The 20362-nt window shown below is 73.8% G+C and carries 15 protein-coding genes; 10 read left to right on the forward strand and 5 right to left on the reverse strand.

Annotated features, from left to right (window positions below):
* Nucleotides 1-52: 52 nt before the first annotated feature.
* Nucleotides 53-1813: an NAD+ synthase gene (locus ML5_RS18265; RefSeq protein WP_013287764.1), complete on the reverse strand. Its 1761-nt coding sequence runs from the start codon at nucleotides 1811-1813 to the stop codon at nucleotides 53-55.
* Between the two features lie 204 nt (nucleotides 1814-2017).
* On the opposite strand from ML5_RS18265, the gene glnA reads away from it, so the two are divergent.
* The 5 genes from glnA to ML5_RS18290 all read left to right on the forward strand — a co-directional run bounded on the left by glnA (nucleotide 2018) and on the right by ML5_RS18290 (nucleotide 8295).
* Nucleotides 2018-3367, forward strand: coding sequence for a type I glutamate--ammonia ligase (gene glnA, locus ML5_RS18270; protein ID WP_013475676.1), 1350 nt, complete (start codon nucleotides 2018-2020; stop codon nucleotides 3365-3367).
* Nucleotides 3368-3447: 80 nt separating this feature from the next.
* Nucleotides 3448-3873, forward strand: coding sequence for a DUF350 domain-containing protein (locus ML5_RS18275; RefSeq protein ID WP_013287762.1), 426 nt, complete (start codon nucleotides 3448-3450; stop codon nucleotides 3871-3873).
* 32 nt (nucleotides 3874-3905) lie between these two features.
* Nucleotides 3906-4598, forward strand: coding sequence for a YafY family protein (locus ML5_RS18280; RefSeq protein ID WP_013475677.1), 693 nt, complete (start codon nucleotides 3906-3908; stop codon nucleotides 4596-4598).
* Nucleotides 4599-4695: 97 nt separating this feature from the next.
* Nucleotides 4696-5061: a VOC family protein gene (locus tag ML5_RS18285; RefSeq protein ID WP_013475678.1), complete on the forward strand. Its 366-nt coding sequence runs from the start codon at nucleotides 4696-4698 to the stop codon at nucleotides 5059-5061.
* 207 nt (nucleotides 5062-5268) lie between these two features.
* Nucleotides 5269-8295 carry a carbohydrate binding domain-containing protein gene (locus ML5_RS18290; RefSeq protein ID WP_013475679.1) on the forward strand — a complete coding sequence of 1009 codons (3027 nt, stop codon included), beginning with the start codon at nucleotides 5269-5271 and terminating at the stop codon, nucleotides 8293-8295.
* Nucleotides 8296-8425: 130 nt separating this feature from the next.
* Here ML5_RS18290 and ML5_RS18295 read toward each other — a convergent pair whose 3' ends face one another.
* Nucleotides 8426-8974 (reverse strand): hypothetical protein, encoded by a 549-nt coding sequence (locus ML5_RS18295; protein WP_013475680.1) that lies wholly within the window; start codon nucleotides 8972-8974, stop codon nucleotides 8426-8428.
* A 181-nt stretch (nucleotides 8975-9155) separates the two neighbouring features.
* Between ML5_RS18295 and ML5_RS18300 the strand changes: the two genes are divergently transcribed.
* Nucleotides 9156-10049 carry a streptogramin lyase gene (locus ML5_RS18300; RefSeq protein ID WP_013475681.1) on the forward strand — a complete coding sequence of 298 codons (894 nt, stop codon included), beginning with the start codon at nucleotides 9156-9158 and terminating at the stop codon, nucleotides 10047-10049.
* 51 nt (nucleotides 10050-10100) lie between these two features.
* On the opposite strand, the gene ML5_RS18305 is transcribed toward ML5_RS18300, so the two are convergent.
* Nucleotides 10101-10985 (reverse strand): LD-carboxypeptidase, encoded by an 885-nt coding sequence (locus ML5_RS18305; RefSeq protein ID WP_369752289.1) that lies wholly within the window; start codon nucleotides 10983-10985, stop codon nucleotides 10101-10103.
* A gap of 112 nt (nucleotides 10986-11097) precedes the next feature.
* Between ML5_RS18305 and ML5_RS18310 the strand changes: the two genes are divergently transcribed.
* Nucleotides 11098-11865 carry a type 1 glutamine amidotransferase gene (locus ML5_RS18310; RefSeq protein ID WP_013475683.1) on the forward strand — a complete coding sequence of 256 codons (768 nt, stop codon included), beginning with the start codon at nucleotides 11098-11100 and terminating at the stop codon, nucleotides 11863-11865.
* A gap of 2 nt (nucleotides 11866-11867) precedes the next feature.
* Entirely contained in the window at nucleotides 11868-14891 is a 3024-nt protein-coding gene (locus ML5_RS18315; RefSeq protein WP_013475684.1) for a bifunctional [glutamine synthetase] adenylyltransferase/[glutamine synthetase]-adenylyl-L-tyrosine phosphorylase, read from the forward strand.
* A gap of 185 nt (nucleotides 14892-15076) precedes the next feature.
* On the opposite strand, the gene ML5_RS18320 is transcribed toward ML5_RS18315, so the two are convergent.
* A complete protein-coding gene (locus tag ML5_RS18320; RefSeq protein WP_013475685.1) occupies nucleotides 15077-16840 on the reverse strand; it encodes a hypothetical protein in 1764 nt (587 codons plus the stop codon).
* A 36-nt stretch (nucleotides 16841-16876) separates the two neighbouring features.
* Between ML5_RS18320 and mptB (ML5_RS18325) the strand changes: the two genes are divergently transcribed.
* Both mptB (ML5_RS18325) and mptB (ML5_RS18330) read left to right on the forward strand, forming a co-directional pair.
* Nucleotides 16877-18289, forward strand: a complete 1413-nt coding sequence (gene mptB, locus ML5_RS18325; protein ID WP_013475686.1) for a polyprenol phosphomannose-dependent alpha 1,6 mannosyltransferase MptB — start codon at nucleotides 16877-16879, stop codon at nucleotides 18287-18289.
* Between the two features lie 11 nt (nucleotides 18290-18300).
* Nucleotides 18301-19782, forward strand: a complete 1482-nt coding sequence (mptB, locus tag ML5_RS18330) for a polyprenol phosphomannose-dependent alpha 1,6 mannosyltransferase MptB (protein ID WP_013475687.1) — start codon at nucleotides 18301-18303, stop codon at nucleotides 19780-19782.
* Here mptB (ML5_RS18330) and ML5_RS18335 read toward each other — a convergent pair.
* A complete protein-coding gene (locus ML5_RS18335; protein WP_013475688.1) occupies nucleotides 19772-20311 on the reverse strand; it encodes an ATP-binding protein in 540 nt (179 codons plus the stop codon). The two genes, mptB (ML5_RS18330) and ML5_RS18335, sit on opposite strands and share 11 nt — an antisense overlap.
* Between the last annotated feature and the right edge of the window lie 51 nt (nucleotides 20312-20362).

Raw genomic sequence — 20362 nt, forward strand, 5'->3', positions numbered from 1 at the left:
GGGCCGCGGGCAGGTCGGAGTGGAGGATGTCACTCCCCGGCCGGGGGAGCGGTCAGCCGTCCTCGCGCCACCGGTTGGTGATCGGCAGCCGCCGGTCCCGCCCGAACGCCTTCATGGAGATCTTGGTGCCGGGCGCGGACTGCCGTCGCTTGTACTCGGCGGTATCCACCATCCGCAGCACCTTGTCCACCACGGCCGGGTCGTGGCCGGACTCGACCAGGCCGTCACGGCCCAGGTCGCCGTCGACGTAGCCGATCAGGATCGGGTCGAGCACGTCGTAGTCGGGCAGCGTGTCGCTGTCGAGCTGGCCGGGGCTCAGCTCGGCCGACGGCGGCTTGCCGATCGAGTTCTCCGGGATCGGCGGCGTCTGCCCGCGCCGCACCGCGTCCGTGTTGCGCCACTTCGCCAGCCGCCACACGAGCGTCTTCCAGACGTCCTTGACCGGGTTGTATCCGCCCACCGAGTCGCCGTAGAGCGTCGAGTAGCCCACCGCCAGCTCGCTCTTGTTGCCGGTGGTGAGCACCAGGTGGCCCTCCTGGTTCGACAGCGCCATCAGGATCACGCCGCGTACCCGGGCCTGGAGGTTCTCCACCGCCACCCCGGACAGCGACATGTTCGCCAGGAACGTGTCCACCATCGGCTGGATCGGCTCGACCCGGTAGTCCAGGCCGGTGCGCTTCGCCAGGTCCTCGGCGTCGGTGCGGGAGTGCTCGGACGAGTGCTGGCTGGGCATCGAGACGCCGACGACCCGCTCCGGGCCCACCGCGTCCACCGCGATGGCCGCCGCCACCGCCGAGTCGATGCCACCGGACAGGCCCAGCACCACCGAGGGGAAGCGGTTCTTGTCGATGTAGTCGCGCAGGCCCAGCACCAGCGCGTGCCACACCTCGGCCTCGTCGGCGACCGGCTCGATGATCCCGCCGTCCGCAGCCGGACCGGACGGCGCGGCCGGGATCGCCGGGATCTCGTGGCGGGCCACCCGCATCCCGTCGGCCGGCGCGACGGTCCCGCCGGGCGCCCCGGTCGCCGCCGGCAGTTCCAGGTCGTGCACCAGCAGGTGCTCGACGAACTGCGGCGCCCGGGTCAGCAGCGTGCCGTCCGCGGCGACGACCATCGAGTCGCCGTCGTAGACCAGCTCGTCCTGGCCGCCGACCATGTTCACGTACGCGATGGCGGCCCCGGCCTCGGCGGCGCGCCGGCGCACCAGCGGCAGCCGCACGTCGTCCTTGTTCAGCTCGTACGGCGAGCCGTTGATGCTCAGCACCAGCCCGACGCCCGCCTCCCGGGCCACCGCGAACGGCCCGCCGGCCTGCCACAGGTCCTCGCAGATGGTCAGCGCCACGTCCACCCCGCCGACGCGCACCACTGTCAGCGTGTCACCGGAGACGAAGTAGCGGTCCTCGTCGAAGACGCCGTAGTTGGGCAGATGGTGCTTGAAGTAGGTGGCCACCACCTCGCCCCGGTGCAGCACCGCCGCCGCGTTGCGGGCGCCCCGGCCCGGTTCCGCGTCCGAGCTGACCTGCGGCGGGCCGTCCGCGTCCAGGTAGCCGACCAGGACCGGCAGGTCACCGAGGCCGTCGGCGGCCAGGTCGGCGGCGAGCCGGTGCAACGCGGCGCGGGACGCGGCCACGAACGAGCGGCGGAACACCAGGTCCTCGACGGGATAACCGGTGAGCATCAGCTCGGGGAACAGGACGAGCTGGGCGCCGGCGTCGGCGGCCTGACGGGTCCACGAGCGGACCAGGCCGGCGTTTCCGGCGAGGTCGCCTACCGTCGGGTTGACCTGGCACAGGGCGAGACGCAGGGTGGGCATGCGTTTATCTTCCCCCAGCCGTCCGGGCCGAATCCGACAGGTCGCGGGAGACCGGGGCGGCGCAGCGCGCGTCCCGCCCGTCCGGACACGGCGGGACGGCCGGCCGGGGAAGGCGTAACGTCGGCGTAACGAGCCCGGTGGAGACTGGGCGGTCAGGCCGGGCCGGCCCGACCGGTGCGGACGTACGTGTCACGAGGGGTGGAAGTGGACCGTCAGCAGGAGTTCGTCCTCCGCACGCTGGAAGAGCGGGACATCCGTTTCGTCCGGCTGTGGTTCACCGATGTGCTCGGCACGCTCAAGAGCGTCTCGGTGGCCCCGGCGGAGCTGGAGGCGGCCTTCGAGGAGGGCATCGGCTTCGACGGCTCAGCGATCGAGGGCTTCGCCCGGGTGTTCGAGTCGGACATGGTGGCCATGCCGGACCCGACCACGTTCCAGGTCTTCCCGTTCGAGGGCGGGGTCAGCGGCGAGAGCGCCCGGATGTTCTGCGACATCATGCTGCCCGACGGCAGCCCGTCCTGGGCCGACCCGCGGCACGTGCTGCGCCGGATGCTCTCCCGGGCGGCCGACAAGGGCTTCACCTTCTACACCCACCCGGAGATCGAGTTCTTCCTGCTGGAGAACGGTCCGCAGGACGGCTCGGTGCCCACCCCGGTGGACACCGGCGGCTACTTCGAGCACACCACGCACGCCGTCGCGCGGGACTTCCGCCGCCAGGCCGTGCTGGCGCTGGAGCGGATCGGCATCTCGGTGGAGTACAGCCACCACGAGGTCGCCCCGGGCCAGCAGGAGATCGACCTGCGCTACGCCGACGCGCTCACCACCGCCGACAACATCATGACGTTCCGGCACGTGGTGAAGGAGGTCGCGCTCTCCACCGGCGTGCAGGCCAGCTTCATGCCGAAGCCGTTCACCGACCAGCCGGGCAGCGGCATGCACACGCACCTGTCGCTGTTCGAGGGGGAGCGCAACGCGTTCCACGACGCCGGCGACCCGATGAAGCTCTCCAAGGTCGCGAAGTCGTTCATCGCCGGGCTGCTCACCCACGCCCGGGAGTACACCGCCGTCACCAACCAGTGGGTCAACTCGTACAAGCGCCTGTTCCCGCAGGCGCTGCCGGACCGGATCACCGAGAGCCCCGCGTACGTCTGCTGGGGTCACCTGAACCGGTCCGCGCTGGTGCGGGTGCCCGCGTACGGCAAGCCGAACTCGGCCCGGGTCGAGGTCCGCTCGCTGGACTCCGCGACCAACCCCTACCTCGCGTTCGCGGTGATGCTCGGCGCCGGCCTCAAGGGCATCGAGGAGGGCTACGAGCTGCCCCCGGGCGCCGAGGACGACGTCTGGTCGCTGAGCAGCGCCGAGCGCCGCGCCATGGGGTACGAGGCGCTGCCGGAGAACCTGGCCGAGGCGATCGACGTGATGGCCGGTTCCGAGCTGGTGGCCGAGGTGCTCGGCGAGCACGTCTTCGACTTCTTCCTGCGCAACAAGCGCTCCGAGTGGGAGCAGTACCGCCGCGAGGTCACCCCGTACGAGCGGCAGCGCTACCTCTCGCTCTAGATCACGCTGGCGCGGTGCCGCTATCGTCTGCGGCACCGCCCCGGCACCACCGCCGGGCGGCGTGAGCCGGGGAGGCGTTGGTGCTGGGAGATCTGCTCGACGGGGCGTGGCAGAGCATCGTGTTCGGGATGGTCGGGGTCGCCCTGATGGCCGCCGGATTCCTGCTCGTCGACCTGCTCACCCCGGGCAAGCTGCGGGAGCTGATCTGGGTGCGCCGCAACGGCAACGCCGCGCTGCTGCTCGCCGCCAACCAGCTCGGCATCGCCGGCATCGTCTTCACCGCCGTGCTGACCAGCTACAGCTCGTTCACCAAGGGGCTCGCGTCCACTGTGGTGTTCGGGCTGGTCGGCCTGCTGGTGATGGCGCTGGCGTTCCTGGTGCTGGACCTGCTCACCCCGGGCAAGCTGGGCGACGTCATCGCCGCCGACGAGCCGCACCCGGCGGCCCGGGTCAGCGCCGCCACCCACTTCGGCGCCGCGCTGATCGTCTGCGCCTGCATCGCCTGAGGGGTGTCGTACCCCCGGGTTAGCGTCCGGGGGTGAACCGCACCGACCGTCTCTACGCCCTGGTCGAGGAGCTGCGGGCGGTCTCGCCGCGCCCGCGCAGCGCGACCTGGCTGGCCCGCCGCTTCGAGGTGAGCACCCGCACCGTCGAGCGCGACATCTCCGCGTTGCAGGGCGCCGGGGTGCCGATCTGGGCCGAGCCGGGCCGCACCGGCGGCTACGTGGTCGACCGGGCGCGCACGTTGCCGCCGGTCAACCTGACACCGGCCGAGGCGGTGGCGATGGCCGTCGCGCTGCACCGGCTCGGCGGCTCACCGTTCGCCCCGGCGGCCGGCGCCGCGCTGCGCAAGCTGGTCGCGGTGATGCCGCCGGCCGCGGTGGCCGAGGCGCACCGGCTCGCCGGCCGGGTGCACCTGGTCGGCGACGGGCCGGGCACACCCGTCCCGGCCGCCGTCGCCGACGCGGTCGCCGCCGGGCGGGTGCTGCGCCTGCGGTACGCCGACCGCGGCGGCGCCGATTCGGCGCGCGACGTGGAGCCGCTGGCCTACCTGGGCAACTCGGTGCACTGGTACCTGGTCGCCTGGTGCCGGCTGCGCGACGGTCTGCGCTGTTTCCGCACCGACCGGATCCTGTCGGTGCATCCGCTGGCCGAGCCGGTGACCCGGGAGTTGCGTCCCGGCGACCTCGACGTGCCGGTCGATCGGGTGCGCCCGCTCACCCTGGTCTGATCCGGGTGGAAACACCGACAGGACGCTGTCGTGGCCCGATACGAGGCTGAATCCTGACGACGCCGGCCGACCGCCGGCGCGAACCTCAGGAGGATGCATGTCCAGCACGCCCGTGACCTGGTTCGAGATCGGCTCCGACCGCCCGGACGAGGCGCAGCGGTTCTACTCCGAGCTGTTCGGCTGGAGTTTCGACGAGCAGGGCGGCCCGGGCCTGCCGTACCGGCAGACGACGGCCGGCGGTGAGCGGGGGATCGGCGGCGCGATCCGGGACACCGACACCGGCAATTACGCGATCTTCTACGCCGAGGTGACGGACGTGCCGGAGACCTGCCGCCGGGCGGAGGCGACCGGCGGCACCGTTCTGACGGCGCCGGTGACCACGCCGACCGGTCTGGTGCGTGCCCTGCTGCGCGACCCGTCGGGCAACCTGCTCGGCGTGTTCACCCCGCCCGCCGAGGGCTGAGCGCCGCGCCCCTGCTCCCGGCCCGGCCGGTCGCCGGCCGGGAGCAAGTCGTTGCGGGCCGTGCAATCCGTTACGCCCGTGTCTACTGTGAACCACTGGTTTCGTGGAATCGAAGCTGGTAACTTCCTGGCACCACGCGTCGCAAGTTCTTGCAACGCCTTCATCCCCTTGCGCCCGTCGTGCGGGCGTGGGTGTCAGGAGAGCGCCATGAGGGGCACCACCACCAACCGCCGCCGGTGGGGAGCGCTCGCGCTCGCCGCCGGCGTGCTCGCCGCGCTGCTGCCGTTCACCGCCGCCGCGGCGGCGAACACCGTCACCGTCTACTACCAGCCACCGGCCGCCTGGGGCGCGTCCGTCAACATCCACTACGGCGTGGACGGGCAGGCCTGGACGGCCGTGCCCGGCGTGTCGATGGACACCGCCTGCGCCGGCTGGCGTCGCAAGACCGTCGACCTGGGCGCTGCCACCGGCGCCCAGGTCGTCTTCACCAACGGCAGCGGCGTCTGGGACAACAACAACGGCGCCAACTACCGCCTCGGTGCCGGCACCGTGACCGTCGCCGCCGGCCGGATCGGCACGGGCGACCCGTGTGCCACCCCGTCGCCGTCCGGCACCCCGACTCCGAGCCCGTCCGCCACTGTCGCGCCGAGCCCGACGCCGGGGAACACCGCCGAGGTCTGGTACCACCTCACCCCGCGCGGCTGGACTGCGGCGAACCTGCACTACCGGCCCACCGGCGGCACCTGGACCACCGCGCCGGGCGTGGCCATGGAGACGCGCTGCGCCGGCTGGGCCCGCCGGATCGTCGACCTCGGCACGGCCACCGGCCTGACCGCCGCGTTCAACAACACCGCCGGCGCCTGGGACAACAACGGCGGCGCGGACTACACCCTGGGCGCGGGGCGCAGCGTCGTCGACAACGGCCGGGTCACCGCCGCCGCCGCGGACCCGTGCGCGCCGGTCACCCCGGACACCACCCCGCCGTCCACGCCGGGCGGCCTCACCGCCGTCGCCGACGGTCTGGCGGTCACCCTGACCTGGACCGCCGCCACCGACGACCGGGGCGTCACCGGGTACGAGCTGACCCGCACCGGGGGAGCCGGCGGCACCACGGTCACCAGCGCCACCACCCGGCACGTCGCGTACGACCTGCGGCCCGGCACCGCGTACACCTGGACCGTGCGGGCCCTGGACGCGGCCGGCAACCGGTCGGCGGCGAGTGCGCCCGCCTCCGCGACCACCGGCACCCCGCAGACCGGCGGCACCCCGCTGGGCGGCGACCCGCGCGAGGACACCATCTACTTCGTGATGACCGCCCGGTTCGCCGACGGCGATCCCACGAACAACCGCGGCGGCAGCCAGCACGTCGCCTCCGGCAACGCGGCCAACGACGACCCGATGTTCCGGGGCGACTTCAAGGGGCTGGTCGACAAGCTCGACTACATCAAGGCGCTCGGCTTCTCAGCGCTCTGGATCACCCCGGTCGTGCTCAACCGGTCCGACTACGACTTCCACGGCTACCACGGCTGGGACTTCTACCGGGTGGACCCGCGGCTGGAGAGCGCGGGCGCCTCCTACCAGGACCTGATCAACGCCGCGCACGCCAAGGGCATCAAGATCTTCCAGGACGTGGTCTACAACCACAGCTCCCGGTGGGGCGCCAAGGGCCTGTTCACGCCCACCGTCTACGGCACCCGCGACGACCAGTGGAAGTGGTACTACGACCAGCCGCAGGCCGGCCGGGAGTACGACCCGATGGTCGAGGCGACCGGGAACGACCCGGCGCTCACCCCGGCGCAGAACGCCAAGGCCAAGGGCCGGCCCTACAACGGCGACGTGTGGTCGTCCGCCGCGCCGGCCGGAAACCAGTGCCTGAACTGGGGTACGCCGACCGGCGGGCGCAGCCCCGAGGGCTACACGCTCTACCAGTGCCAGTGGCCGGTCCCGACCAGCAAGCTCTTCCCCGCCGACAAGTACCACCAGTGCTGGATCGGCAACTGGGAGGGTGAGGACTCACGCAGTTGCTGGCTGCACGAGGACCTGGCCGACTTCAACACCGAGAACGCCGCCGTGCAGCAGTACCTGATCGACGCGTACAACCGGTTCATCGACATGGGCGTGGACGGCTTCCGGATCGACACCGCCGTGCACATCCCCCGGGTCACCTGGAACCGGCGTTTCCTGCCCGCCATCCAGCAGCACGCGGTCGCCCGGTTCGGCGAGAAGGGCAAGGACTTCTACGTCTTCGGCGAGGTGGCCGCGTTCGTCAACGACAAGTGGAACCGCGGCTCGGTCAACCACTCCGCGCAGTTCTTCACCTGGAAGGAGCGCAAGGAGTACAGCCCGGACGACGTACGCGCCGCGATCGAGCAGTACGACCACGAGCAGCTGCTCGGCCCGAACGGGCAGCCGACCACCGACAACGCGTTCCTGCGCGGCAACACGTACCACGCGCCGGACCGCTCGCAGTTCTCCGGCATGAACGTCATCGACATGCGGATGCACATGAACTTCTCCGACGCCGGCAACGCGTTCGGCAACGGGAAGGACTCCGACGACAGCTACAACGACGCCACGTACAACGTGGTCTACGTCGACAGCCACGACTACGGGCCGAACAAGTCCTCCACCCGGTACACCGGCGGCACCGACGCCTGGGCGGAGAACATGAGCCTGATGTGGACGTTCCGCGGCATCCCGACGCTCTACTACGGTTCGGAGATCGAGTTCCGCAAGGGCGCCCGGATCGACTGCGGGCCGACCTGCCCGCTCGCCACCACCGGGCGGGCCTACTACGGCGACCACCTGGCCGGCAGCGTCACCGCCGCCGACTTCGGGGTGGTCGGCTCGGCCGGCGGGGCGGTGGCCACCACGCTCGCCCAGCCGCTGGTCAAGCACGTGCAGCGTCTCAACCTGATCCGGCGGGCAGTGCCGGCCCTGCAGAAGGGGCAGTACTCGACCGAGGGCGTGAGCGGCGCGATGGCGTACAAGCGGCGCTTCACCCAGGGCGCGGTGGACAGCTTCGCGCTGGTCACCGTGTCCGGCGGCGCCACGTTCCGCGGGGTGCCGAACGGCCGGTACGTGGACGCGGTCACCGGCGACGTGAAGACGGTCACCGACGGCACGCTCACCGCCGCGGCCGGCGGCAAGGGCAATCTCCGGGTCTACGTGCTCGACCTGCCCGGCAACCCGGCGCCGGGCAAGATCGGCGCGGACGGGCCGTACCTGCGCTGACACGGGCGCGGCGGGGTGGCGGTGCGAGTGCACCACCCCGCCGCCCTCCGAGGGGATCAGGCGTGGGTGGCCCCGCCGGGCGCCGGCCAGGAGGAGGGAACGGCCGGTGAGGGGCGGCGGGGCCACCGCGTCACTTGCCGCCCTGGCCCTCCTGCTCGGCCTCGGCGCCCTGGTCGGCCTTGCCCTCCGGGCCGCCCTTGTCGCCACCCTTGCCGTGGTGGCCGGGCCTGCCGTCCGGGCCGCCCTTGCCCGGGCCCGGGAACACGCCCGCCTCGGCGGCCTTGAGCACCGCGTCGGCCTGCTCCTGGGTGAGCTTGCCGTCGGTGACGGCCTGGTCAAGCCGCTCCTTCAGCGCGGCCTGCCGGTCCTCGGTCGACGGCCGCTCCGGCCGCTCCGGGCGATCGCCCTGGCGCTGCTCGTGCAGCTTCTCCAGCGCCGCGGTGACCTTGTCGGTCGAGACGCCCAGCTCCTTGGCGAGCGCCTCGGCGAACTCGGCCTGCCGGTCGGCGTGCTTCTGGCGGCGGTCGTCACCCTGGTCGGTGGTGCTGCTGGCGCTCGAAGACGGGTTCGGGCTCTTGTCGTCGGCGAGCGCCACCGTCGGGGCGGCGATCCCGACGCCGAGCACGCCGGCGGCGGCCAGGCCGGCCAGCAGGTGCTTCTTCGACATCGTGCGGATCATGCGATTCTCCTGTTCGGTGGTGGTGCGATGACGTCACCGACAGTGGTCGCCGGAACTGAGGGCCACCCGTGGCGAACCTGTCAGCGAGCTGGCAATCCCGTCCGGAAAGCCCGAATTATTCGTGTTGCCGGGGTGCCGGAGCGCCCGCGAGGCTGGGCGAAACCCGACGAAAGGCCACTCGATGACACAGTCCGCCATCCGCGAGATCCCGCTCACCGGGCCGGGCTCCGGGCCGTACTCGATCACGGTCGGGCCCGACGGCGCGCTCTGGCTGGCGCTGGCCGGCTCCGGCGGCGTCGCCCGGCTCGGCCTCGACGGTGAGGTACGGACCTACCGCGACGACCCGCCCGGCAGCCGCCCGCTGATCATCGTCGGCGGCCCCGACGGCGCGCTCTGGTACACCCGCTCGGGCGACGACCGGCTCGGCCGGATCACAGTCGACGGCGAGACCGGCTCGGTGGCGCTGCCGCCCGGCTGCGGCCCCTGCGGGCTGGTGGTCGGTGCGGACGGCGCGCTCTGGTACGCCGGCATGAGCGACGACACGATCGGCCGGGTGAGCGTCGACGGGGAGGTGACGTCCTTCCCGCTGCCGGTGACCAGGGGTTTCCCGTCGATGCTGGCGGCCGGGCCGGACGACGCGCTCTGGCTCACGCTCAACCAGGCGAACGCGATCGCCCGGGTCGGCCTGGACGGGTCGGTGACTGTGCATCCGCTGCCCACCGAGGCGGCCGGGCCGGTCGGCATCACCCGGGGCGGTGACGGCGCGCTCTGGTTCGTCGAGATCGTCGCCGGGCAGATCGGCCGGATCACGCCGGACGGGCGGATCGACGAGTTCCCGCTGCCGGACCGGGCGGCGCGCCCGCACGCGATCGTCGCCGATCCGGCCGGTGGTTGCTGGTTCACCGAGTGGGGCGCCAACCGCATCGGCCACGTCGACCCGGACGGCCACATCACCGCCCACACCCTGCCCACCCCGGCCTCGGAACCCCACGGCCTCACGGTCACCCCCGACGGCGCGGTCTGGGCCGCCTTGGAGATCGGCGCCGTGGCCCACCTCACGCCCTCGCCGCGTTGATCATGAGGTTGGCGGCAGTTGTGGATCTCTGAACTGCCGTCAACTTCATGATCAGCCCGGGTGGCGGACGGCGGCGGTCGCCGTCAGGGTGCCTGTGGTGGCGTCCAGGGTGGCGGGGGTACCCACCGGGACGGTGAGCTGGTTGGGGCCGTGGCCGATGGGCAGGCCACCGAGGACCGGCACGCCCAGGTCGCCCAGGCGGTCGGTGAGCACGTCCACGACCGTGGTGTCCCAGCCGTCCGCGCACTCGGTGAACTGGCCGACAGCCACCCCGGCGATCCCGTCCAGCGCACCGCAGCGGCGCAGGTGGGTGAGCATCCGGTCGATCTTGTACGGCGGCTCCTGCACCTCCTCGACCAGCAGGATCGCCCCGGTCAGGTCGGGCATGTCCGGGGTGCCGATGGACGCGGTGATCAGGCACAGGTTGCCGCCGAGCAGCCGGCCCTCGGCCCGGCCGGGCACCCGCACCGGGAACGTCTCCTCCGCCTCGACCGCCGTCACCGTCACCGGCTCGGCGCTGGTCAGCGCGGCGTGCAGCGACTCCGCCGAGCGGATCGGCGTGCGCTCGTCCCGCCACGCGGCGCCCGGCCCGTGCACCCCGGCCAGGCGGGCGCCCCGCCAGAGCGCGAACTGCAACGCGGTGATGTCGGAGAACCCGGCCACCACCTTCGGATCCCGGCGTACCGCCGCCATGTCGATCAGGTCGACCACCCGCTGCGCGCCGTAGCCGCCCCGGGTGCAGATCACCCCGCGGATCTCCGGGTCGGCGAACGCCGCGTTCAGGTCCGCGGCCCGCAGCGCGTCGTCGCCGGCCAGGTAACCCCGCCTGGCGTACGCGTTCGGCGCGGGCACCGGCCGCAGCCCCCAGCCGGTGAGCAGCTCGATGCCGCGGGCCACCCGTTCGGGACGGGTCGGCCCGGACGGGGACACCAGCATCACCGCGTCGCCGGGACGCAGGGCCGGTGGGCGCAGGCGGTCGTCAGGCACGATCGGAGCCTAGGGCCTGCCGGACCGTGCCCTGTCGGGCGTACCGGTTAGCCTCGACGTCGTGGCGACCGCGCTGGTGATCGAGAACGACCCGACCGACGACCTCCGCCGCCTGGGGGAGTGGCTCACCGAAGGGGGCCTTGAGCTGCGCGTGCTGCGTCCGCACGCCGGTGACCCGCTCCCCGGCGACCTGGAGGGGTACGCCGCGCTCGTGGTGCTCGGCGGCGACCAGCAGGCATACCCGGGGCCCGACGGCGGCCCCGGCGCGCCCTGGTTCCCGGCGCTGGAGGGGCTGCTGCGCAAGGCGGTTCGCGGGCGCGTGCCCACGCTGGCCGTCTGCCTCGGCGCGCAACTGCTGGCCACCGCGCACGCGGGCCGGGTCGAACGCAGCCCGTCCGGTCCGGAGGTCGGTCCGGCGCTCGTCGGGCGGCGCGACGCCGCCGAGGACGACCCCCTGTTCCGGTACGTGCCGCTGATGCCCGACGTCCTCCAGTGGCACGCCGACGAGATCACCGAGCTGCCGCACGGCGCGACGCTGCTCGCCGCGTCCACCCGCTACCCGCACCAGGCGTTCCGGCTCGGCGACCGGGCCTGGGGCCTGCAGTTCCACATCGAGTGCGACACCGCGATGATCGCCGGGTGGTCCCGCGACTCGGCCGTGCTGGCCGAGCTGGGCTACGACCCGGAGCTGGTGGTGGCGGCCTGCGACCGGGTGATGGCCGACGTCGAGGAGGCGTGGCAGCCGTTCGCGATCCGGTTCGCCGCGCTCGCGCTCGGCGAACTCGGCGACGACAACCCGCGCCGCAGCCTGCCGCTGCTCGGGGCCTGACTGTGACCCGGCCGGCCCGCGGGCGCCTGGCCCGCTACGGATTCGCCGAGGGTGACGGCGCCACCCGCGCCGCGGACCTGCTCGGCCCGGACGGGCTAGCCCTGTGGCGGCCCGACACCCAGGAACCCGCCGACGAACGCGCCGCCGAACTGCTCGCCGCGCTGTCCCGCGCCGCCGACCCGGACCTGGCCCTGCGTCAGCTGCACCGGCTGGTCGAGTCCGAGCGGCGCTCCGGCGACGAGGTGGCCGTACGCGACGCCCTGGCCGCCGACCCCGGGCTGCGCCGCCGGCTGATCGCGGTGCTCGGCGCCTCGTCCGCGCTCGGCGACCATCTGGTCGCCAACCCCGGGCAGTGGGCGGTGCTGGCGACCGAGCCGGACGGGCTCGCCCCCACCGCGGAAGGGCGGCTCGACCTCGGCGTCGCCGCCCGGCTCACCACCGTCACCGGCGCGGTCCCGCTGCTGCGGCAGGCGTACCGGCTCGCGCTGCTGCGGATCGCGGCGGCCGACCTGACCGGCGGGCGCGGCCTGGAGCAGACCATGGCGGCGCTGTCCGGGCTGGCCGACGCCACGCTGGCTGCCGCCTACGACATCGCCGCCGACGAGCTGCCGGAGGGCACACCGCGCCCCCGGCTGGCAGTGGTGGCGATGGGCAAGTGCGGCGGCGACGAGCTGAACTACGTCTCCGACGTCGACGTCATCTTCGTCTCCGCCACCGACGACGACCTGCCCGCCGCGACCCAGATCGCCACCCGGCTGATCCAGATCTGCGGGCTGGTGGCCTGGCCGGTCGACGCGGCGCTGCGTCCCGAGGGCAACCGGGGGCCGCTGGTGCGCACGCTCGCCAGCCACCTCGCCTACTACAAGCGCTGGGCGCGCACCTGGGAGTTCCAGGCGCTGCTCAAGGCCCGCCCGGCCGCCGGGGACCTGGAACTCGCAAAGGAGTGGATCGACGCGCTGGCCCCGCTCGTGTGGACCGCCGCCGAACGCCCCGAGGCGGTCGAGGACGTCCGGTCCATGCGCCGCAAGATCCTCGACAACGTGCCGCCGAAGGAGCTGGAACGCGAGATCAAGCGCGGCCCGGGCGGGCTGCGCGACATCGAGTTCGCCGTCCAGCTGCTCCAGCTCGTGCACGGCCGGGGCGACGAGTCGCTGCGGGTGCCGGGCACCGTGCCGGCGCTGCGCGCGCTCGTCGCCGGCGGCTACGTGGGCCGCGCCGACGGGGAGGCGCTCCTGCGCGGCTACCGCTTCCTGCGCGCCGTCGAGCACCGGCTCCAGCTCCAGGCCCTGCGCCGCACCCACACCGTGCCGACCGAACCGGCCGCGCTGCGCTGGCTCGCCGCCGCGCTCGGCTACGCGGCCACGCCGGGCCGCAGCGCCGTCGAGGAGTTCCGCGCCGAGTGGGTCACCCACGCCACCGAGGTACGCCGGCTGCACGCCAAACTGCTCTACCGGCCGCTGCTCGAATCCGTGGCCCGCGTACCGGCCGAAGGGCTGCGCCTCACGCCCGAGGCGGCCCGGCACCGGCTGGAGGTGCTCGGCTTCGCCGACCCGGCCGGCGCGCTGCGGCACCTCCAGGCGCTCACCGGCGGGGTCAGCCGGACCGCCGCCATCCAGCGCACGCTGCTGCCGGTGCTGCTCGACGAGTTCGCCGACGCCCCCGAACCGGACCGCGGACTGCTCAACTACCGGCAGGTCTCCGACAAGCTCGGCAGCACCCCCTGGTACCTGCGCCTGCTGCGCGACTCCGGCCCGGTGGCGCGCCGGCTGGCCCGGGTGCTGTCCTCGTCCCGGTACGCGGCCGACATGCTGGCCCGCGAACCGGAGGCGCTGCGGCTGCTCGCCGAGGACAGCGAACTGACCCCGCGTCCACGGGAGACGCTCGTCGACGGCTTCGCCGCCGCTGCCGCCCGCCACGACGACCCGGTCGAGGCGATCCGGGCGGTCCGCGCGCTGCGCCGCCGGGAACTGGTCCGGATCGCCGCCGCCGACGTGCTCAGCCGCGCCGGTTCGCTCGCCCCGCTCACCCCGCGCCCGGTCGGCGGCGGGGAACGCCGGCCCACAGTGGTGGACGTGACGGCTGTCGGCACCGCGCTGTCGCACGTCGCCGACGCCACGCTCGCCGCCGCGCTGCGCGCCGCCCGTACCGTCCACCCCGGACCGTCCGGCCTGCGCTTCGCGGTGATCGGCATGGGCCGGCTCGGCGGGTACGAGTCGAACTACCTCTCCGACGCCGACGTGCTGTTCGTCTACGACCCGCCGCCCGGGGTGGAGGAGAGCTCGGCGAGCGCAGCAGCGCACGCCGTCGCCGAGGAGTTGCGCCGGCTGCTGTCCGCGCCCGCCCCCGACCCGCCGCTGGGCGTCGACGCCGACCTGCGCCCCGAGGGCCGGCAGGGCCCGCTGGTCCGCAGCCTGGCCGCGTACGCGCAGTACTACGCGCGCTGGTCCCGGGTGTGGGAGGCGCAGGCACTGCTGCGCGCCCGGTTCGTCTGCGGCGACGCCGACCTGGGCGCCGAGTTCGAGGCCATGATCGAGCCGGTGCGCTATCCGGCCGAAGGGCTGAGCCGCGAGCAGGTGGTCGAGATCCGCCGGATCAAGGCGCGGGTGGAGACCGAGCGGCTGCCCCGGGGCGCCGACCCGGCCACCCACACCAAGCTGGGCCGGGGCGGGCTGGCCGACGTCGAGTGGGCGGTGCAGTTGCTGCAGCTCCGGTACGCCGGTCAGGTGCCCGCCCTGCGCGGCACCCGTACGCTCGACGCCCTCGCCGCCGCCCGCGACGCCGGGCTGCTCGACGCCTCCGACGCCGCCGAGCTGGCGGCCGGCTGGACGCTCGCCGCCGAGGTGCGCGACGCGCTGATGCTGGTACGCGGCCGGGCCGGTGACCAGTTGCCCCGGCACGGGGTGGAGCTGGCAGGTGTGGTGCGGCTGCTGGGGCGCGAGGACCAGGGCGAGTTCCTCGACGAGTACCTGCGCACCGGCCGCCACTCCCGCACAGTCGTCCAGCGCATCCTGGAGTCCCCCCTCTAGACCCGAGCCCGGATGCCGGCCCGGGTGCCGCGGCGTGCCGGGGCCTCGCTGACCGCCTTCGCTGCTCCTCTACCGAGGCTTGTCCCGACACGCGAGCCATGCGTTCCGCATCTCGGGAGCGCCGAGAGATCTTGGTAGCAAACGGCCTTTATGGCGGCCTATTCGTACCAAGATCTCTAGCCGGGTCAGCTCGTGAGGGTGTAGGTGCCGGGTTGGGGGACCGTCACGGTGGTCCACTTGCCGGCTCGGGTGACCGTGGCGCCGTTGGAGACGGTGAGCCAGCGGTCGTGGCGTACCCGGATCGGGATCGGGCCGGGGGCGAGGGCGCGGAACGTGATCGAGGCGCCGTCCTGGCTGATCAGCTCACCCGGCGCGCCGACGATCGGGGTGGGTTCGGCCACCGCGTACAGCTTCCAGTGCCGGTTCGACCAGACCTCGGTCAGGTACGGCTGGCCCAGCTCGACCAGCTTCGCCTCGGATCGCCCCACCCAGGAGAACTCGGCATCGGGCACTGCCACGTACTGCACCGCGTTGTCGGCCAGCCAGTCCCGGTAGGTAACGGAGGTCAGCGGAATGCCGGTGCCGTCCGCGCCGGGCACCGTGGTGAAGAACAGCGGGTTGCGGTCGATGTCGGCCTGGCGTAGCCAGCCCCGGGCCAGCGGCACCTCACCCATCCGGGCCGCCTCCCAGTAGTTGCGGGTCGGCGGCACCTCCACCCGTCCGGTGAGCCCGCGCCGGGCCAGTTCCGCGCGCAGCGGAGCGAAGTACGCCGGGTCGGCCGTCGGATCGTCGGCGCTGCGCAGGTCGGCGGTGACCACCGGCGGCTGCCACCAGCAGACGACGGCGAGCAGGGCGGCAAGCCCGGCCGCTCCGACAGCCCGGCGGGACCGACCCTGGCCGAGCCGGCCAATGCCATGCGCGTCGCTGTCGGGACGGCCCGCACCGAGTCGGCCCGCGCCGAGACGGCCCGCGCCGAGTCGGCCGCCGAGTCGACCGCCGAGTCGGCCGCCGAGGCGGCTCGCGGTGAACCATGCGGGGGGCGTCGCCGCGGCGGCCAGCAGCGGCAGCGCGAACATCACCACCAGGCGGGTGGCGTTCAGCCCGACCGGTGTGTGCAGCAGCGCCGACGCCAGCACCCCGGCCGCGGACAGCAGCGCGCCCACCCGCACCGGCCGGTACGCCACGAGAGCCGCCACCACCAGGCTCGTCACCACGGCGTGCACTGTGTCGGCCGTGCTGATGTTCATCCAGCCGCCCTCGCCGAACAGCAGCCCGGTCACCGCCAGCGGCACCGCGGCCGGTACGGCGAGCAGCAGGCCGTCGGCGTACCGGCGGGACAGCAGCAGCGCGACGCCGGCGAGCCCGACGAACAGCCCGGCCACCGGGCTGGCCGCCGATGCGAGCAGCGCGGCGGCACCGGCGGCGACGGCCGCCCAGACGTTCCGGCCGCCACCGGCAGCGCCGGGACCGGCCGGCCCGGCAGCGACACCATCGGCAGCGGCGGCGGCGAATCGGGTGCGGCGGGCGGGCAGCGTGAGCGCGAGCAGCGCGGCCAGGCCGAACGCGACGCCGAGGGCGTACGTGACCCGGCCGGACACCAGGTTGCCGGCGATCGTGACCACGCCGACCAGGCTGCCGAGCAGCGGGCGGGGCACCCGGGTCCGTACCAGCAGGGCGGCGAACGCGGTGGCGGAGGCGAGCAGGGCGAGCGCGCCGGTGACGCGTACCCCGAGCAGTGCCATCAGCGGCGGCGAGACGAGGCTGTAGCCCCACGGGTGCACGCCGCCGTACCAGCGCAGGTCGACCAGGGCGGCCCCGTGCTCGGCGAAGAACCCGGCGCGGGCGACCTGCGCGGACAGGTCCGAGCCGGTGGCCGGCAGCGTGAGGTAGAGCACGGCGAGGACGAGCGCCGACACGGCGGAGACCGCCACCACCCGACCGCCCCGCATGCCCACCTCCTGATCGCGAACCACCGTACTGGCAGCATGTCGGACGTGCCTCACCACCTCTCGCGCTGGATCGGCCTGGCGGGTTCGGTGCTGCTCGCCGTGGCCGCGTTCCTCGGCGGCGCCCTGCCCGACGGCGAGTTGCGTCCCACGCCGGTCAGCATCTGGCAGGGCCCGAACGGGCCGCTGATCATCGGGTTGTGGCTGGTCGGCACCGCGCTGCTGGCGTGGGCCTGGTGGTCGCTGCGGGACCGGGTGCCGTCGTCCCGCTGGGTGCTTGTCACAGTCGCGCTGTGGCTGCTGCCGATGCTGGTCGCGCCGCCGCTGGGCAGCCGCGACGTGTACGCGTACGCCTGCCAGGGCGCCAGCTTCTCCGCCGGGATCAACCCCTACGAGCAGGGCGTGTCGGCGCTGCCCTGCCCCTGGCTGGACACCATCTCCTACATCTGGCGGGACACCCCGGCGCCGTACGGGCCGCTGTTCGTGCTGCTCGCCGGCGCGGTGGTGGAGGCCACCGGCTCGCTGCTCGCCGCCGTCGCGCTGTTCCGGGTACTGGCCGTGGCCGGGGTGGCGCTCACCGCCTGGGCGCTGCCGGTGCTGGCCCGCCGCTGCGGGGTGCCGCCACGGCGGGCGCTCTGGCTGGCGCTGGCGAGCCCGCTGGTGCCCGTGCACCTGGTCTCCGGCGCGCACAACGACGCGCTGATGATCGGCTTACTGGTCGCCGGGCTGGCGGTGGTGGCGGCCCGTCCGGGCCGGCCCGGACCGCTGCTCGCCGGTGGGGTGCTGCTCGGACTCGCCGCCGCCGTCAAGGTCACCGCGCTGGTCGTGATGCCGTTCGCCGCGCTGGCCGCGATCGTCGGGGCGTACCGGATCAGGACGCTGGTGCGCGACGGCGGGTGGGTGGTCGGCGGCTCGCTCGCCGCGCTCGCCGCCGTGACCCTCGCCTCCGGGCTGGGGCTGGGGTTCGTCGGCGGGCTGGAACAGGGCGGGCTGGTGGTGGCCTGGACGTCGCCGCCGACGGCGGTGGGGCAGACCGTCGGCTACCTGCTCGCGCCGTTCGGCGTGCACGTCGACGCGCTGCCGGTGACCCGGGCGATCGGCATGGTCGTGCTGGTCGCCGTGCTGATCTGGCTCTGGTTCCGGTCGTTCCGTCGCGGTGAGCCGTTCTGGCACGCCGGGCTGGCGCTGACCGCCACCGTCGCGCTCTCCCCGCTGTTCCACCCTTGGTACTGGCTGTGGCCGCTGGCCGTGCTCGCCGCCACCGCGCACCGCACGCTCTGGTTCTCGATCGTCACAGTGGTGTCGTCGTTCCTGGTGCTGGCCGACGGCACCGGTTTACCCCGGTACACCAAGATGCCCGGTGCGCCCTTGATGACCCTGTTCGTGATCGGGGTGGTCGTGTGGTTGGTACGGTCGGCTCGCAAGGGCCGGCAGCCGGTTCCCGTGGACTGAGGAGTGTGCCGGTGAGCGAGCCCGACGGACCCGTCCGGCCGATCGCCGCCGGTCTCGCCCGCTACGCCGGCCTCGCCGGTGCCGTACTGCTCACCGTCGCCGGATGGCTCGGCGGCGCGCTACCGGGCACACCACCGCGCGGCACGCTCGCCGCGATCTGGGCCGCACCGCACGGGCCGGTGACGCTCGGCTGCTGGCTGGCCGGGACGCTGCTGCTCCTGGGCGCCTGGTGGTCGCTGCGGTGGGGCGCCCCGTCCGGCCGGTGGGCGTACGTGACCGCCGGGCTCTGGTCGCTGCCGCTGCTCGCCGCGCCGCCGATCGGCAGCCGCGACGTCTACTCGTACGCCTGCCAGGGCTGGACGTGGACGCAGGGGCTCAGCCCGTACCGGATTGGGGTCGCCGCGGCCGGCTGCCCGTGGACCGACTCGGTGTCGCCGATCTGGCGGGACACCCCGGCGCCGTACGGGCCGTTCTTCGTGCTGCTGGCCGGGCTCGCAGTCCTCGCCGGTGGCGGCCTGATCGGGACGATCGTGGCGCTGCGGCTGGTCGCGGTGGCCGGGGTACTGCTGGCCGCGCTCTGCCTGCCCGGCCTGGCCCGCGCCGCCGGGGTGCCCACCCGCCGCGCCGCCTGGCTGGTGCTCGCGTGCCCGCTGGTCGGGATCCACCTCGTGGCGGGCGCGCACAACGACGCGCTCGCGCTCGGGCTGCTCCTGCTCGGCCTGCTGGTGCTGGTCCGCCTGCCGGGCAAGCCGCGTGCGCTGCTGGTGGCCGGGGTGCTGCTCGGCCTGGCCGTGGCGGTGAAGGCGGTCGCCGTCGTGGCGCTGCCGTTCGCGGCGCTCGCCGCCGTGCTCGGCCGCTACACCTGGCGGGCGCTGCTGCGCGACGGCGGGCAGCTGGCCGCCTCGGTGCTCGGCACGCTGCTGGTCGTCTCGCTCGCCACCGGGCTCGGGCTGGGCTGGGTGGAAGGGCTCGGCCACAGCGGCGACTCGCAGCAGTGGACCTCCCCGCCCACAGCGATCGGCTTCGTGATCGACTACGCCGGTGAACTGGCCGGGCAGCGGCCCGCGGCGGTGCCGGTGGCCCGGGCGGTCGCGCTGGTGCTGCTCGCCGGGACGCTCGTCGCGCTCTGGTGGCAGGCGTGGACGGCGCTGCGGCGGCTCAACGACGCCCGGCAGCGGGTGGCCCGGCTGACGCTGGCCCGCCCCCGGGTGGCGCTGCTCGGCGCGGGGCTGGCGCTTGCCGCCACGGTGCTGCTCGCCCCGGTCTTCCACCCCTGGTACGCGATCTGGCCGCTGACAGTGCTCGCGGTCGCGGCGGTGCCGCTGGCCCGGCAGGTCTGGTTCGTGGCGCCCTGCGCGGTCGCCTCGGCGCTCACCCTGCCGGACGGATCCAACCTGGCCCGGTTCAGCAAGGCGCCGGGCGCGGTGCTGATGACGGCGCTGGTGGTGGTCGTGGCGGTCGCGTGGACGTTCCCACGCGGCTCTAGGAGATGAAGGCGGGCCAGCGGTGCCTGCGCCACTCGTCCCAGGTGGCGAACCCGGCCGGTGGATCGTCGACAGGTTCACTGCCGTCCAGTTCCCCCGGCGTCGGGATGCTCATGACGGCAGCCCACGTGGCGAGTTCCTCGTCGGACATGTGCCAGGTCGTGTGCGGCTCCTCGGCCTGCCGCCGGTCAAGCCGTTGCCGCTGCTCGGCCGGTGTGAGCTGGAAGTAGCGCATCGTCACCGACGCTCCGAGGTCGGCTGCTGCCTGTCGTAGAGCCGAGCGCTCATCTCGGCCCCAGAGGCCGAAGTCGATGACGACGTTGACGCCGAGTTCGAGCGCCCGCAGCGCGATCTCGATGAGCCGTCCCTCGATGACGTCCGAAGCCGACGGCGGGTTCGCCAGCCCGTAGAGGGCCTTCACCCACTCGTCCTTCGTCAGACGAAGGGCCTTCTCCTCGACCTCTATGCGCCGCGCCTCCGTGGTCTTCCCGGTGCCCGGCAGTCCTACGGTCAGGAACAGCGTCGGTCGTGTTGTCATCACTACCCCTACGAGCGGTCGCCTCATCATCGCTGACATCCGGCCATGCCA

It is taken from the genome of Micromonospora sp. L5, assembly GCF_000177655.2.
Taxonomy (GTDB): Bacteria; Actinomycetota; Actinomycetes; order Mycobacteriales; family Micromonosporaceae; genus Micromonospora; species Micromonospora aurantiaca.

Coding starts and splice junctions, on each gene's coding strand:
- ML5_RS18265 (WP_013287764.1), bottom strand. CDS start 1,813: ATGCCCACCCTGCGTCTCGCCCTGTGCCAGGTCAACCCGACGGTAGGC.
- ML5_RS18285 (WP_013475678.1), top strand. CDS start 4,696: ATGTCCAGCACGCCCGTGACCTGGTTCGAGATCGGCTCCGACCGCCCG.
- ML5_RS18290 (WP_013475679.1), top strand. CDS start 5,269: ATGAGGGGCACCACCACCAACCGCCGCCGGTGGGGAGCGCTCGCGCTC.
- ML5_RS18295 (WP_013475680.1), bottom strand. CDS start 8,974: ATGATCCGCACGATGTCGAAGAAGCACCTGCTGGCCGGCCTGGCCGCC.
- ML5_RS18300 (WP_013475681.1), top strand. CDS start 9,156: ATGACACAGTCCGCCATCCGCGAGATCCCGCTCACCGGGCCGGGCTCC.
- ML5_RS18305 (WP_369752289.1), bottom strand. CDS start 10,985: ATGCTGGTGTCCCCGTCCGGGCCGACCCGTCCCGAACGGGTGGCCCGC.
- ML5_RS18320 (WP_013475685.1), bottom strand. CDS start 16,840: ATGCGGGGCGGTCGGGTGGTGGCGGTCTCCGCCGTGTCGGCGCTCGTC.
- mptB (WP_013475686.1), top strand. CDS start 16,877: ATGTCGGACGTGCCTCACCACCTCTCGCGCTGGATCGGCCTGGCGGGT.
- ML5_RS18335 (WP_013475688.1), bottom strand. CDS start 20,311: ATGACAACACGACCGACGCTGTTCCTGACCGTAGGACTGCCGGGCACC.